Below are 14,435 nucleotides of genomic sequence, written 5' to 3'. Positions count from 1 at the left end.
GGAGAGCATGTCCACCGACGCTGCCGACACCGGCGCTGCCGACACCGCCGGGGCGGACGCCGCCGTGCCCGCCCCGCGAGGCGAGAGCCCGCTGCTGGAGGTGAGCGACCTGCGCAAGCACTTCCCGGTGAACGCGGGCCTGCTGCGCCGCCAGGTCGCGACGGTCAAGGCCGTGGACGGGGTGTCGTTCTCCGTCAACAAGGGTGAGACGCTCGGCCTGGTGGGGGAGTCGGGCTGCGGCAAGACGACCACCGGCCGGATGATCATGCGCCTGGAGGATCCGACCTCCGGCTCGATCAGGTTCGAGGGGCGGGAGATCTCACGGCTCTCGCAGAGCCGGATGCGCCCGCTCCGGCGTGACATCCAGATGATCTTCCAGGACCCGTATTCGTCGCTGAATCCACGGAAGACCGTCGGTTCAATCGTCGGAGCACCGTTCCACCTTCAGAACGTCGAGACCCCGCAGGGCGTGAAGCGGGCCGTGCAGGAGCTGCTGGAACTGGTCGGGCTGAACCCCGAGCACTACAACCGCTACCCGCACGAGTTCTCCGGCGGCCAGCGCCAGCGCATCGGCATCGCCCGCACGCTCGCGCTGAAACCGAAGCTGATCGTGGCTGACGAGCCCGTCTCCGCCCTGGACGTGTCGATCCAGGCGCAGGTCGTGAACCTGCTGGAGGACCTGCAGAACGAACTCGGCCTCACCTACGTGGTGATCGCGCACGACCTGTCGGTCGTCCGGCACATCTCCGACCGGGTCGCCGTCATGTACCTGGGCCGGATCGTCGAGGTCGCCGACCAGGCCGACCTCTACACCAGGCCCAAGCACCCGTACACGACGGCGCTCCTGTCGGCCGTGCCCGTGCCCGACCCGTCGGCCCGCGAAGGCCGCGAGCGGATCCGCCTCACCGGCGACGTCCCCTCGCCGCTCGACCCGCCCCCCGGCTGCCCCTTCCACCCCCGCTGCTGGAAGGCCCAGGACATCTGCCGCACCGAGGTCCCACCCCTCGCCGACACCGTCCCCGGCCACGCCGTCGCCTGCCACTTCCCTGTTGCCGACCCGACCTCCGGCCCTGGGGGCCTGCGGTAGGCGGTGACCGGGCTGTGTCCTTGGCCGTCCCTCCGGCCCTGGGGGCCTGCGGGACGGCTGTGATCGGGCTGTGTCCTTGGCCGTCCCTCCGGCCCTGGGGGCCTGCGTGACGGCTGTGATCGGGCGCTTTCGCGCCCTGGGCTGCCCCTCCGGCCCTGGGGGCCTACGGGGCAGCCCAGGGGCGCCCGATCACGTGAGAGACCGCGCCTGGCGGTGCTTCCTGGAAACCGGGGCAGGTGAGGGCCCTCCTCCGGAAGGAGGGGGTGCGGATCGGCATACCGGAGGGGGCGGGCACTCTGTAATGACCCCTACTTTGAGTGGGTGACCTCCCCGATCAGCGATCTCAGAGCCTGGGCCGCCCGCTACCCCGAAGCCCTCGACGGGCTCGTCGCGCTCTCGCTGACGGCGCTCACCCTCATCGACGTGTCGGGCGGCACCTTCCACAACGTCGTCTACGCCGAACCCGGCATCTTCGCCTACGCGGTGTTCGTGACGCTCACCGGCGCCGTGGCGTTCCGGCAGCGGTTCCCCATCGGCGTCCTCGCCGTGACCCTCGCCGGCGGCATCCTGCTGCACACCGCCGACCAGAAGCCGTCCGGCGACATCGTGGCGCTGCTCCTGGCCGTCTACACCGTCGCCGCGCACCGGCCCCTGGCCCGCAGCGCCCTCGCCGGAGGCGCCGCGCTCGCCATCTCGGCCGTGCTGACGGTGACCGCCGACCCGAGCCCCAACGCGATCTCCCTCGCCCTGTTCCTCGCCCTCCTCTCGGCCGTGTGGTGGGCGGGCCGCAGCACCCGGCTGCGCCGCTCCTACCTCGCCGAACTGGAGGACCGGGCGGCCCGCCTGGAGAAGGCCCGCTTCGCCGACGCCCGCGCCGCCCGCGTCGAGGAGCGCTCGCGCATCGCGCGGGAACTCCACGACGTCGTCGCCCACCACGTCAGCGTCATGACGGTGCAGGCGGGCGCGGCCCGCCGCATCATCGACCGCGACCCCGACCTCGCCCGCGAGTCCATCGCCACGATCGAGCAGGTCGGCCGGACCGCCCTGTCGGAGATGCGCAGGATCGTCGGAGTGCTGCGCACCGAACGCGACGCGGCCCCACCGGGCTCCGAACTGTCGCCGCAGCCCGGCGTGGAGGACCTGTCGGGCCTCATCGAGCAGGTCCGCGAAACCGGCCTGAACGTCGACCTCGACGTCACCGGCGACGCCCGCCGCCTGTCGGCGGGCGTCGACCTCGCCGCCTACCGGCTCATCCAGGAGGCCCTCACCAACAGCCTCAAGCACGCGGGGCCCCACGCCCGCGCCTGGGTGAACCTCAGATACCGCGACCGCGACCTCCTCGTGGAGATCAGCGACGACGGCCGCGGCGTCATCGACTCGGCCGCGGGCGGATCCGGCCACGGACTCGTCGGCATGAGAGAACGCGTCGCCCTCTATGGTGGCGAACTGCGGATAGGCCCCCGCACCGGCGGCGGCTTCCAGGTCCGCGCGACCTTCCCCTTGGAGGCATGACTTGAGCACGGCCGCGACCCGGATCCTGCTGGTGGACGACCAGCCGCTGCTGCGGGCCGGTTTCCGGCTGATCCTCCAGGCAGAACCCGATTTCACCATCGTCGGCGAAGCCGCCGACGGCGCCGCCGCGGTCGAGGCGACCCGCACCCTCCTGCCCGACGTGGTCCTCATGGACATCCGCATGCCGGGCGTCGACGGGATCGAGGCGACCCGCCGGATCATCCGCGACAGGGCGGCGGCCCACGACCCCCGCGTCCTCATCCTCACCACCTTCGACCTGGACGAGTACGTCATCGAGGCCGTCCGGGCCGGGGCGAGCGGCTTCCTGCTGAAGGACGCGCCGCCCGAGGACCTCGTCGCGGCCATCCGGATCGTCGCCGACGGCGACGCGCTCATCGCGCCGAGCGTCACCCGCCGCCTCATGGACCGGTACGCCGCCCGGCTGCCCGCCGTCCGCGAGGAGGCGCCGCCGCCCGGCCTCGACCACCTCACCGAACGCGAACGCGAAGTGCTCGGCCAGGTCGCGCGCGGCCTGTCCAACGCCGAGATCGCCCGGGAACTCGTCGTCTCGGAGACCACCATCAAGACCCACGTCGGCAACGTCCTGGCGAAACTGGGCCTGCGCGACCGCGTCCAGGCCGTCGTCTACGCCTACGAGACCGGGATGATCCGGCCGGGCGGGAGCTGAACCCCGATCGGAGGATCACCCTGAGACCGAAAGGGCGACGTCTCGGGGGACCCCCTCCTCCAGGGGGAGGAACGGGGGAGCGGTCCTCCTGCGGCCGGGGGAGCGGCAAATAGGTTCCCAGGGCCGATCCGCGCGGGCCCGGCCTTCCCTAGCGTTGGGTGCGTCAAACAAACCGCACCGCCTGGGAGAGAGCCCCGTGTCGCACACCCCCGCCGAGCCGCCCGCGCCCTCCGGCGACCTGGCCGCGCGCGTCCTGCACGTCACCAAGTCCTACGGCACCGGAGACGCCGAGGTCCGGGCGCTCGACGACGTCACCACGGGCATCGCGCGCGGCAGGTTCACCGCCGTCATGGGCCCGTCCGGCTCGGGCAAGTCCACGCTGATGCACTGTATGGCCGGCCTCGACTCCGTCACCTCCGGCCAGGTGTTCATCGGCGCCGCCGACCTCACCGGCATGAACGACAAGGCCCTCACCCGGCTGCGCCGCGACAAGGTCGGCTTCGTGTTCCAGGCGTTCAACCTGGTGCCGACCCTGACCGCGCTGGAGAACATCACCCTCCCCCTCGACATCGCCGGCCGCAAGCCCGACCAGGCGTGGCTCGACACCGTCATCGACACCGTCGGGCTGCGCCCGCGCCTCAAGCACCGCCCGTCGGAGCTGTCGGGCGGCCAGCAGCAGCGCGTCGCCTGCGCCCGCGCCCTCGCCTCCCGGCCCGAGATCATCTTCGCCGACGAGCCGACCGGCAACCTCGACTCCCGCTCCGGCGCCGAGGTCCTGTCGTTCCTGCGCTCCTCGGTCCGCGAGATGGGACAGACCATCGTCATGGTCACCCACGACCCCGCCGCCGCCGCGTACGCCGACGAGGTCCTCTTCCTGCAGGACGGCCGGATCGTCGGGACGATGCCCGACCCGACCGCCGACGCCGTCCTGGAGCGCATGAAGGGCTTCGACCTGCCGGAGGTCGCGGCCCGATGAGCTCCGCCGTCACCCGCGTCTCCCTGCGCAACCTCGCCGCGCACAAGGTCCGCGCCGTCCTCACCGCCCTGTCGGTGATCCTCGGCGTCGCGTTCGTCTCCGGCACCCTGATCTTCACCGACACCGCCAACAAGTCCTTCGACTCGCTGTTCACCGACCTGTACGCGAACACGAGCGTCGGCGTCCGGGCCAAGCCCGCGATCGAGGGCACCGCCGAGGACGAGTCCGCCCGCACCGCCATCTCCATCCCCGCCACGCTCAAGGACGAGATCGCGAAGGTCCCGGGCGTCGCGGAGGCCCGCGGCGAGGTCTCCGGCTTCGCCGCCCTCATCGACGCCGAGGGCGACCTCATCGGCGGCGGCGGACCCCCGCAGCTCGGCATGGCGTGGAACAGCGACCCGTCCACCCCGCTGATCGAGGGCACCGCACCCACCGGGCCCGGCCAGGTCGTGCTCGGCGAGCGCACCGCCGAACTCGCGAAGGCGAAGGTCGGAAGCAAGGTCCGCTTCGCCTACCAGGGCGGCCAGCAGGAGGCCACGGTCTCGGGCCTGGCCTCCGGCGACGACCTCGGCGTCACCTTCGTGTTCTTCGACGAGGCCACCGCCCAGAAGCTCCTGCTGGAGCCCGGCCGGTACTCCAGCGTCTCGGTCAAGGCCGAGGACGGCATCACCCAGACCGCCCTCGCCGCCAAGATCGCGCCACTGCTGCCCGCCGAACTCGAAGCGGTCACCGCCACGCAGATGCAGGAGGAGAACCGCAGCGACATCGACCAGTTCCTCGGGTTCCTGCGCAATTTCCTGCTCGCCTTCGCGATCGTCTCGATCGTCGTCGGCTCGTTCAACATCTTCAACACCTTCTCCATGCTCATCGGCCAGCGCACCCGCGAACTCGCGCTGCTGCGCGCCGTCGGCGCCTCCCGCCGCCAGGTCACCCGCGCCGTCCTCGGCGAGGCGCTCGTCGTCGGCATCGTCGGCTCCACCCTCGGCCTGTTCCTCGGCATCGGGCTCGCGGTCGTGCTGAAGACCCTGTTCTCCAGCATGGGCCTGGAACTCGGCGGCGCCCTGTCGGTCACCCCCGCCGCCGTCGCCTGGTCCTACGCCGTCGGCGTGCTCGTCACCTGCGCCGCCGCCTACTTCCCGGCCCGCCGCGCCGCCAAGATCCCGCCGGTCGCCGCCATGCGCGACGACGTGTCCCTCCCGCAGCGCAGCCTGCGGGCCCGCGCGATCATCGGCACCGTCCTGGCCGCCCTCGGCGCGGGCGCCCTCGCCGCGGGCCTCGCCGGGACCGGCGGCACCGAGACGACCCTGTCGCTCATCGGCGTCGGCGTCCTCATCGTGTGGCTGTCGGCCGCGGTCCTCGCCGCCGTCATCGGCGGCCCCGTCGTCAGGGTCCTCGCCGGCTGGTACCCGCGGGTGTTCGGCACCGCAGGGCGGATGGCGCGCGAGAACCCGCACCGCAACCCGCGCCGCACCGCCGTCACCGCGGTCGCCCTCATGATCGGGCTGTCGCTCGTCACCACCGTCAACGTCATCGCCGCCTCCGCCAAGGCGTCCCTGACCGACCTCGTCGACCAGCAGTTCGGCGCCGACTACATCGTCCAGACGGTGAGCCCCGGCGGGCTGGAGCCCGCCGCCATCGCCGCGGTGCGGGCCGTGCCCGGCGTGACCGGGGTCGCCGAGGTCGGCACCGGCGCCTTCGCCCTCGACGGCGAGCGCACCGGCTACGCCAGCGGCGACGCCGCGGCGCTCCTCGCCGCCTCCAACGCCGACGTCCTGTCCGGCACCGCCGACACCGGCGCCGACGGGATCCTCGTGGGCGAGACCCGCGCCAAGGACGACGGCCTGGCCGTCGGCGACACCCTCACCGCCACCTTCCCCGACGGCGAGAAGCTCACGGTGCGGGTCGCGGGCGTCTACACCGACAACGAGATGGTCGGATCGCTGATCCTGTCGCCCACCGCCTGGCGCGCCCACGTCGCCAAGCCGATCCCCGACCTCCTCGCGCTTGAGGCCGCCAGCCCCGGCAAGGCCCTGCACGACGCCCTCGACAAGGCCACCGATCCCTACCCGGGGATCATGGTGATGGACCAGGCCGACCTGAAGAAGATGCAGGTGGAGTCCCTCAACGTCGTCCTCGGCATCTTCACGCTCATGCTCGCCCTCTCGGTGATCATCGCGGTGTTCGGCGTCGTCAACACCATCACCCTGTCGGTCACCGAACGGACCCGCGAGATCGGCCTCCTGCGGGCCGTCGGCCTCAGCCGCCGCCAGACCCGCCGGATGATCCGCCTCGAATCCGTCGCCATCGCGGTCTTCGGCGGATTCCTCGGCATCGCCCTCGGCCTGGTGTTCGGCATCGCCATCCAGCGCAGCACCCCCGACTTCATGACGGTGCTGTCGATCCCGATCTGGTTCCTGGTCGTCTGCGCGCTGTTCTCGGCGCTCATCGGCATCCTCGCCTCCCTCGTGCCCGCCTGGCGGGCCGGGCGGATGGACGTCCTCAAGGCCATCGCCACCCAGTGACGGCCGACCACTGACGGCCGCTTGATACGGCCGCTCGGACAGCGGGCCCCCGGCGACGGCGCCGGGGGCCCGCCCTGCTTTCCGGGCCGTCCCCCGGGCCGTTTCGCGGGCTGTTTGCCGTGGCTTGCCCGTCCTGTCCGGTTGTCTTGGGGGCGGGCGCGGGCATCCCAGGAGAAACGCCCAAGATCGGGAGGCCCGCGATGATCGAGGAAGTGGCCCGCCACTGGTGGCTCGTACTCCTGCGCGGCATCCTCGCCGTCCTGTTCGGCATCATCGCCTGGGTGTGGCCCGGCATCACCGTGCTCGCCCTGGCCATCCTGTTCGGCGCCTATGCCCTCGTCGACGGCATCGCGGCCCTCTACCACGCCATCAGGGGCCTGCCCGGCCAGTCACGCGGCTGGCTCGCCTTCACCGGCGTCCTCAGCGTCGCCGCCGGCCTGATCGCCCTGTTCTGGCCCGGCATCACCGTGTTCGTCCTGCTGCTCGTCATCGCCTGCTGGGCCATCATCACCGGCGTCTTCGAGATCATCACCGGGATCTGGCTGCGCCGCCAGATCGAAGGCGAATGGTGGTTCATCGTCGGCGGGATCATCTCCGTCCTGTTCGGGCTGCTGCTGCTCATCTGGCCCGGCGCGGGCGGCCTCGCCCTCATCTGGATCATCGGCCTGTTCTCGATCCTCTTCGGCATCGCCCTGATCGTCACCTCGTTCCGGCTGCGCGGCCTGCGCGGTCCCGACCTGCCCTCCGGCCCGCCGCCCGCCGCCGCCTTCTGACGCGCCGACCTGCGACGGAAACGATTTGCCGGGGAAAGTGACGCTCTGGCAGGGTGACGGGACCCCGTCCCCGAGCGCGCTGGAGCAGCCCGTTGAACCCCGGCACGACCCTGCTGTCCGGCATCGTCGGCTCCACCGCCTACGGCCTGGCCACCACGGCCTCCGACACCGACCGGCTCGGCGTCTACGCCGCCCCCACCGCGGCCTTCCACGGCCTCACCCCGCCCGCCGGACGGCACGCCTCCCGCGTCACCGGAGGCCCCGGGAACGACGACATCACCCTCCACGAGGCCGCCAAGTACGCCGCGCTCGCCCTCGACGCCAACCCCACGGCCACCGAACTGCTGTGGCTGCCCGACCACCTCTACGAGACCCGCACCCCCCTCGGCGACGAACTCCTCGCCCTGCGCGGCTCGTTCCTGTCGGCCGGCCGCGTCCGCGACGCCTACCTCGGCTACGCCGCACAGCAGCTGCGCCGCGCCGAGACCCGGGCGGACGCGCGCACCCCCAAAGCCGCCCGCCACCTCGCCCGCCTCCTGCACCAGGGCCTCGACCTGTACCGGACCGGCCGCCTCACCGTCGCCCTCGCCGATCCCGAAGGCATCCGGGCGTTCGGCGAGCGGTTCGCCGCAGGCGACGCCACCGAGGCCCGCGCCCTCATCGCCGCCACCGAGGAGGCCTTCGCCACCGCCCGCACGCCCCTGCCCGACGCCCCCGACACCGCGGCCGTCGAAGCCTGGCTGCACGGCGTCCGCGCCGCCCACTACCACCGGCCGCCCGCCGCCGGAGCGGCCCCCTGGCTCGTCGACCTCGACGGCACCGTCGCGCTGCGCGACCCCGCCATGGAGCGGCCCCGCTCGCCCTACGACATGACCCTCGTCGGCACCGACCTGCCCCACCTGCCCGTCATCGCCGTCGTCCGCGCCCTCGCCGCCGCCGGCCACCCCGTCGTCTACCTGTCCGGCCGGAGCGAGCGCGCCCGCGCCGCCACCTCCGCCTGGATCGCCCACCACATCGGCGTCCCGGGCGAGGACCTCCTCATGCGCGCCGATGGCGACCACCGGCCCGACGAGGCCGTCAAGCACGAGCTCTACCACCGGCACGTCCTGCCCGCCCACGGGCCCGCCGCGGGCGTCATCGACGACCGGAACAAGGTCGTCGCCATGTGGCGCGGCCTCGGCCTGACCGTCCTGCAGGCCGCCGACGGAGACTTCTAGCCCCGCGTCCTCCGCGCCTAAACCCGCGACCTGGCGTTGAACGCGGTGATGTAGGCCGCGAACCTCACCAGGTCCTCCCGCGGCCAGCCCTCCAGCCGCTCGGCGATCAGCGCGTGCCGCCGCGCGGAGGCCCCGGCCAGCATCCGGCGGCCCTCGTCGGTGAGATGCAGCACCTGCGCCCGGTGATCGGCGGGGTCGGGGCGCCGCTCCAGCAGCCCTTCGCGCTCCAGGCCCGCGACCTGGCGGCTCACCGTGGACTTGTCCAGCCGGTAGTGCGCGGCGAGGTCCACCACCCTGCACCCCTCCTCGTCCTCCAGGCGGGCCAGCAGCGTGAAGGACACCAGCGACAGCTCGGGGTGCAGCCAGGCGGCCGAGGCCCGCGCGCGCCGCGCGAACGCGGTCATCTCGCGCTCGATGGTCTCCACGGCCTCGTCCTCGGTCGTTTCAGGTCCGGTCATGGTTGTAGAGTACAACCAGTTCTGTCAGTTGTATTCTGCAACCAATTGGAAGGGTGAAGAACGGGATGCTTCCACCTCAGCCGCAGGGCTCGGCCCAGGACGTGGAGATCCACGAAACGGATCGGGCGCCCTCATGCCGCCCCGACCGCGCCCTAGCGCGGGCGGGGCGGCATGAGGTCCACAAGCGCCCGATCCCGGAGCGGGCGGAGCCCGCGACCATGAGCACGGCGCTCCACCTGCTCGCCCACCTGATCACCCCTCTCGTGCTCTGCCTCGGCATGGGCCTCGCCTACATGAGCGCCCTCGCCTCACCCGCCCCCCACCACATGGCCGTCTCCGTCGTCGCCGACAACGCCAAGACCAAGGCCTTCGCCCAGACCCTCAAGGACACCGCGGGCGACGCCCTCGACGTGACCACGGTCCCCAACCGGGCCGCCGCCGCCGACCTCGTCGCCGACCGCGACATCACCGCCGCCTACGTCCCCGCCACCCACGAACTGATCGTCGCCAAGGCGGCCTCCGAGACCGCCGCGAGCGCCGCCGAGAAGGCCTTCACCAAGGTCGCCGCGCAGCAGGGCGCGCCCCTGTCCGTCACCGACCTCGCCCCCACCGTCGACGACGACCCCACCGGCCAGGGCCTGTTCTTCCTCCTCGTCGCCCTCAGCATCGGCTCCTACGCCTCCGCCGGGCTCATCGGCGCCACCGCCGGCGCCCTGCCCATGCGGATCCGCCTCCTGTTCGCCGCCGCCATGTCCGCCGTCGTCGCCACCGCGGGAACCGTCCTCGGCGCCCCCGTCTTCCACGTCCTCACCCACGACCTCTGGACGTTCTGGCCCCTGGCCTGGCTCTACTCCGGCGGGATCATCCTCATCGGCGTCGGCCTCTTCCCGTTCCTCAAGCGCTGGACCACCCTCGCCGTCACCGTCCTGTTCGTCATGCTGAACTTCACCAGCTCAGGCGGCATCTTCACGCCCGACCTCCAGAACGGCTTCTTCGGCGCCCTGCACACCTTCTGGAACGGCGCCGCCCTCCTGGAAACCGTCCGCTCCACCCTCTACTTCCCCGAGGCAGGCCGCGCCGGGCACATCCTCACCCTCTTCGCCTGGCTCGCCGCGGGCGCCCTCCTGTGCGGCCTCGCCGCGCTGGCCGAGCGGCGCCGCCGCCCCGCCCCCGCGCCCGAACCCGATCCCGTCACCGAAGAGGAGATCGAGACCGTCGCCGCCTGAACCCCCCGGCCGGGCACCACCCCGCCCGGCCGCCCGGTCAGCGGGAGCCGTCCCACACCATCAGGTTCTGCAGCAGCTCCGCCTGCTCGATCGCGTCGTCCAGCGCGTGATGGGTGTGCGGCCGGTCCGACAGCAGCCGCCGCGGCATCGAGCTCTTCACCGAATCCCGGATCTGCGCCCCGGCCCGCGCCGCGTACAGCGTCTTGATGTCCAGCGCCCGCGAATGCCCGAACGGCGACCCCGCCTCGGCGAACTGCATGAAGTACCAGTACATGAACAACCAGTCGAAACCCAGCGGATAAGCCGCGAACACCGGCACCGCCTTGGCCTCCCTGGCCCGCGCCCGCACCCACGCGCCCGCCGCCGTCATCGCCGCCCGCGGATCCTGCCCCTCGGCCGCCAGCCGGGCACGGTCCAACCCGCTCACCGCCGCCGCCTCCGGCACGAAATCCGCGCTGATCGGCTTCAGCTCCGCGTAGAACGTGTGCTTCGTCGGCGGATACGCGGTGAACGACCGCCCGTCGAACACCCCGGCCACTGACAGCCCGAAACTCGACATCGAGTACGGGCCCGGCACCGGACCGTCGGCCTCGACATCGCACGAGAAATAGAGATCCGGCGCACCCATACCCCGCAGCGTAGGCGGCACACGGCACCCATGCGCCCACAATCGGCGACCAGACACCTACAAAAACGGACGACCCCGGCGAAACACCCTGCCGGGCGGGCGGGCGCCCCGCCCCACCTCACAGATCGTCGGAGAAATCCCGCTGCCGCGGCACCACCGCAGGACCCGCGCCCTCCGGCAGCGGAGGCAGCACACCCCCGAACTCCGGACACCGCTCCTTGTGATCACACCAATCGCACAACCGCCCCGGCCGAGGCCGCCACTCACCCGTCTCCGACGCCCGCGCGATCGCCCGCCACAACGCCTCGAGCTTCCGCTCCGTCGCCCGCAGATCCGCCTCATCCGGCGCATACCGCAGCACCTCGCCGTTCCCCAGATACATCAACTGCAGCAACGCCGGAACCCGCCCCTGCAACCGCCACAGCACCAGCGCGTAGAACCGCATCTGGAACAGCGCCCGCGCCTCGAAATCCGCCCGCGGCGCCGACCCCGTCTTGTAGTCGACGATCCGCACCTCACCCGACGGCGCCACATCCACCCGATCGATGTACCCCCGCAGCTTCAACCCCGACTCCAGCACCGTCTCCACGAACAGCTCACGATCAGCGGGCTCCAGACGGCGCGGATCCTCCAACCGGAAATAGCTCTCCACCAGCTCATGCGCCCGCGCCAGCCACTCCTCGTGCTCACCCTCGGCCGCACCCTCGAACAGCGACTCCAACTCCGGCTCCCGCGCCACGAGATCCGCCCACTGCGGCTCCAGCATCGCCCGCGCCGCCGCCGCCGTCCGCTCCGCCGCCGGAAGATCGAACAACCGCTCCAGCACCGCGTGCACCAGCGTGCCCCGCACCGCCGCCGGCGACGGCCGCTCCTCGATCCGATCGATCACCCGGAACCGGTACAGCAGCGGACAGGTCATGAAATCACCCGCCCGCGACGGCGACAGCGAACCGATCACCAAGGGCCCAGAACCGGTCGTGGAGGTCATGCCGAAGAGACTAGGGGACAGGTATGACGGAACCGCCCCACCCGCTGGCTAGCATCGACAACGTGCGCAGAGACCAGGACCACGGCGACGCCCGGAAGGACCACGGCGACGCCCGGACCCGCGGCGAACGACCGCCCGGCATGTCCCTCGGGACCATCATGGGCGTCCCCGTGTACGTCTCCCTCAGCTGGTTCCCCATCGCCGTCCTGATCACCCTCGGCTTCCTGCCCGCCGCCGAACGCGTCACCGCCCAACCCGCCGCCACCGCGCTCGCCGCCTCCTTCGCCGTCCTGCTCTACCTCTCGGTCTTCCTCCACGAACTCGGCCACGCCGCCACCGCCCGCGCCTTCGGCCTCCCCGTCCGCGCCATCGTCCTCCACCTCCTCGGCGGCGTCACCCAACTGGAACGCGAAGCCACCCGGCCCGGCGCCTCCTTCCTCATCGCCGCCGCAGGACCCGTCCTCTCCCTCGCCCTCGGCGGCGCCGGAGCCGCCCTCCTCACCCTCACCGACCCCGGACCCGTCCCCGCGCTCCTGCTCCAGGCCCTCACCCTCACCAACCTCATCGTCGGCGTCTTCAACCTCCTGCCCGGCCTCCCCCTCGACGGCGGATTCCTCGTCCGCGCCACGGTCTGGAAGATCACCGGCCGCGACCGCACCGGCACCGTCGTCGCCGCCCACACCGGCCGCGGCCTCGCCGTCCTCGTCCTCCTCGGCGGCACCTGGCTCGCCACCCGCACTCCCGCCGGCGGCACCGACTGGATCACCGTCCTGTGGTCGGCCTTCCTCGCCTCCTTCATGTGGATCGCCGCCACCCAGTCCCTGCGCGCCGAACGCCTCCGCGACCGCCTCCCCCTCCTCACCGCCCGCCGCCTCGCCCGCCGCGCCGCCACCGTCACCGCCGACACCCCCCTCGCCCTCGCCCTCGACCACGCCCGCAGCCACGGCGCCGGAGCCCTCGTCATCGTCGACGGCCACGGCCGCCCCACCGGACTCGTCAGCGAACACGCCGTCGAAGCCGTCCCCCTCCAGCGCCGCCCCTGGACCACCGCCGGAGAAGTCTCCCGAGGCCTCGACGCCTCCACCACCCTCGCCGCCGACCTCACCGGCCAGGACCTCCTCCAAGCCGTCCAGCTCTCCGGCGCCACCGAACACCTCCTCCTCGACCCCGCGGGCGACATCTTCGGCGTCCTGTCCACCGCCGACCTCCACCGCACCCTCACCACCACCTGACCGCGCCCCCGGACCCCCGGCCTGACCGGCTCGAAGACCCCTCGGGGACCGATAATCTGAACTGATGAGCGCCACCCACGAACCCGGCCCCCGCACACCCCACGGCATTCTCCGCGACGGGGACCAGGTGCAGCTCACCGACCCCAAGGGCCGCATCAACACCGTCACCCTCGCCGCCGGAAAGCAGTGGCACGGCCACAAGGGCTACCTCCAGTTCGACGAGATCATCGGCCGCCCCGAAGGCATCGTGGTGCGCTCCACCGGCGGCGTCGACTACCTCGTCTTCCGCCCCCTCCTCCAGGACTTCGCCGTCCGCATGCCGCGCGGCGCGGCCGTCGTCTACCCCAAGGACGCCGGCCAGATCATCGCCATGGCCGACATCTTCCCCGGCGCCCGCGTCGTCGAGGCGGGCGCCGGATCGGGCGCCCTGTCCTGCTTCCTCCTGCGGGCCGTCGGCGAACACGGCACCCTGTCGTCCTACGAGCGCCGCGAGGACTTCGCCGAGGTCGCCCGCAAGAACGTCGAGAAGTTCTTCGGCGGCCCCCACCCCTCCTGGAAGCTCACCGTCGGCTCCCTGGAAGACGCCATCACCGAGACCGACGTCGACCGCGTCGTCCTCGACATGCTCGCCCCCTGGGAATGCCTCGACGCCGTGGGCAAGGCCCTCGTCCCCGGCGGACTCGTCTGCGCCTACGTCGCCACGACCACGCAGATGTCCCGCGTCGTCGAAGGCCTGCGCGAACACGGCTCCTTCGCCGAGCCCTACGCCTTCGAGACCATGGTCCGCTCCTGGCACGTCGAGGGCCTCGCCGTCCGCCCCGACCACCGCATGATCGGCCACACCGGCTTCCTCATCACCGCCCGCCGCCTCGCCGACGGCGTCACCCCGCCGCTCCGGCGCCGCCGCCCCGCCAAGGGCGCCTACCCCGAACCGGCCGAAAACGAACTCACCCGCGGTAACGGGAATACCTTCCCCGCCGATCGCGTGAACGTTACGGACGGAGAAACAGAAATCGGTTCGCCTCAGGCGTAATCGACCCCCGCCTGCCCCGACACGCCGTGATTTTTCTGTTTCACCGACGTTTCTTTAGCGGTCGAGGCCGCTCCGACCTGGCCGAACCGCGCGCC

The 14,435-nt window shown here is 72.2% G+C and carries 13 protein-coding genes; 10 read left to right on the top strand and 3 right to left on the bottom strand.

Going from position 1 to position 14,435, the window contains the following annotated elements:
- The first annotated feature begins 7 nt into the window (after nucleotides 1-7).
- The 7 genes from ACYVOM_RS21245 (at nucleotide 8) to ACYVOM_RS21215 (ending at nucleotide 8,775) form a co-directional block, all read left to right on the top strand.
- On the top strand, nucleotides 8-1,087 hold the full coding sequence (locus ACYVOM_RS21245; RefSeq protein ID WP_460305179.1) for an ABC transporter ATP-binding protein: 1,080 nt from the start codon (nucleotides 8-10) through the stop codon (nucleotides 1,085-1,087).
- Between the two features lie 321 nt (nucleotides 1,088-1,408).
- Nucleotides 1,409-2,599 (top strand): sensor histidine kinase, encoded by a 1,191-nt coding sequence (locus tag ACYVOM_RS21240; protein ID WP_460305178.1) that lies wholly within the window; start codon nucleotides 1,409-1,411, stop codon nucleotides 2,597-2,599.
- A gap of 1 nt (nucleotide 2,600) precedes the next feature.
- Nucleotides 2,601-3,287: a response regulator gene (locus ACYVOM_RS21235; protein WP_460305177.1), complete on the top strand. Its 687-nt coding sequence runs from the start codon at nucleotides 2,601-2,603 to the stop codon at nucleotides 3,285-3,287.
- Nucleotides 3,288-3,483: 196 nt separating this feature from the next.
- Entirely contained in the window at nucleotides 3,484-4,263 is a 780-nt protein-coding gene (locus tag ACYVOM_RS21230) for an ABC transporter ATP-binding protein (RefSeq protein WP_460305176.1), read from the top strand.
- Nucleotides 4,260-6,785, top strand: a complete 2,526-nt coding sequence (locus ACYVOM_RS21225; RefSeq protein ID WP_460305175.1) for an ABC transporter permease — start codon at nucleotides 4,260-4,262, stop codon at nucleotides 6,783-6,785. Before ACYVOM_RS21230 ends, ACYVOM_RS21225 begins: the two co-directional genes overlap by 4 nt.
- Before the next feature lie 200 nt (nucleotides 6,786-6,985).
- Entirely contained in the window at nucleotides 6,986-7,558 is a 573-nt protein-coding gene (locus ACYVOM_RS21220; protein ID WP_460305174.1) for an HdeD family acid-resistance protein, read from the top strand.
- A gap of 92 nt (nucleotides 7,559-7,650) precedes the next feature.
- The gene (locus tag ACYVOM_RS21215; protein ID WP_460305173.1) at nucleotides 7,651-8,775 is read left to right on the top strand and encodes a phosphatase domain-containing protein; all 1,125 of its coding nucleotides are present in this window, start codon (nucleotides 7,651-7,653) and stop codon (nucleotides 8,773-8,775) included.
- 17 nt (nucleotides 8,776-8,792) lie between these two features.
- Here ACYVOM_RS21215 and ACYVOM_RS21210 read toward each other — a convergent pair whose 3' ends face one another.
- A complete protein-coding gene (locus ACYVOM_RS21210) occupies nucleotides 8,793-9,233 on the bottom strand; it encodes a MarR family winged helix-turn-helix transcriptional regulator (RefSeq protein WP_460305172.1) in 441 nt (146 codons plus the stop codon).
- Between the two features lie 218 nt (nucleotides 9,234-9,451).
- On the opposite strand from ACYVOM_RS21210, the gene ACYVOM_RS21205 reads away from it, so the two are divergent.
- Nucleotides 9,452-10,459, top strand: a complete 1,008-nt coding sequence (locus tag ACYVOM_RS21205) for a hypothetical protein (RefSeq protein ID WP_460305171.1) — start codon at nucleotides 9,452-9,454, stop codon at nucleotides 10,457-10,459.
- A gap of 37 nt (nucleotides 10,460-10,496) precedes the next feature.
- Here the strand turns inward: ACYVOM_RS21205 and ACYVOM_RS21200 are convergent, their stop codons facing one another.
- Both ACYVOM_RS21200 and ACYVOM_RS21195 read right to left on the bottom strand, forming a co-directional pair.
- Entirely contained in the window at nucleotides 10,497-11,087 is a 591-nt protein-coding gene (locus ACYVOM_RS21200; protein WP_460305170.1) for a 3'-5' exonuclease family protein, read from the bottom strand.
- A 118-nt stretch (nucleotides 11,088-11,205) separates the two neighbouring features.
- Nucleotides 11,206-12,075, bottom strand: a complete 870-nt coding sequence (locus ACYVOM_RS21195; RefSeq protein WP_460305169.1) for a RecB family exonuclease — start codon at nucleotides 12,073-12,075, stop codon at nucleotides 11,206-11,208.
- A gap of 62 nt (nucleotides 12,076-12,137) precedes the next feature.
- On the opposite strand from ACYVOM_RS21195, the gene ACYVOM_RS21190 reads away from it, so the two are divergent.
- Nucleotides 12,138-13,307, top strand: a complete 1,170-nt coding sequence (locus tag ACYVOM_RS21190) for a M50 family metallopeptidase (protein ID WP_460305168.1) — start codon at nucleotides 12,138-12,140, stop codon at nucleotides 13,305-13,307.
- A gap of 64 nt (nucleotides 13,308-13,371) precedes the next feature.
- A complete protein-coding gene (locus ACYVOM_RS21185; protein ID WP_460305167.1) occupies nucleotides 13,372-14,340 on the top strand; it encodes a tRNA (adenine-N1)-methyltransferase in 969 nt (322 codons plus the stop codon).
- Nucleotides 14,341-14,435: the final 95 nt, after the last annotated feature.

This window comes from Actinocorallia aurea, assembly GCF_054783995.1.
This window is presented reverse-complemented; position numbering and strand designations above follow the sequence as displayed.

Excerpts from the sequence above, each read along its gene's own strand:
- ACYVOM_RS21185 (WP_460305167.1), top strand. The coding sequence starts at position 13,372 with ATGAGCGCCACCCACGAACCCGGCCCCCGCACACCCCACGGCATTCTC.
- ACYVOM_RS21195 (WP_460305169.1), bottom strand. The coding sequence starts at position 12,075 with ATGACCTCCACGACCGGTTCTGGGCCCTTGGTGATCGGTTCGCTGTCG.
- ACYVOM_RS21210 (WP_460305172.1), bottom strand. The coding sequence starts at position 9,233 with ATGACCGGACCTGAAACGACCGAGGACGAGGCCGTGGAGACCATCGAG.
- ACYVOM_RS21225 (WP_460305175.1), top strand. The coding sequence starts at position 4,260 with ATGAGCTCCGCCGTCACCCGCGTCTCCCTGCGCAACCTCGCCGCGCAC.
- ACYVOM_RS21205 (WP_460305171.1), top strand. The coding sequence starts at position 9,452 with ATGAGCACGGCGCTCCACCTGCTCGCCCACCTGATCACCCCTCTCGTG.
- ACYVOM_RS21245 (WP_460305179.1), top strand. The coding sequence starts at position 8 with ATGTCCACCGACGCTGCCGACACCGGCGCTGCCGACACCGCCGGGGCG.
- ACYVOM_RS21200 (WP_460305170.1), bottom strand. The coding sequence starts at position 11,087 with ATGGGTGCGCCGGATCTCTATTTCTCGTGCGATGTCGAGGCCGACGGT.
- ACYVOM_RS21220 (WP_460305174.1), top strand. The coding sequence starts at position 6,986 with ATGATCGAGGAAGTGGCCCGCCACTGGTGGCTCGTACTCCTGCGCGGC.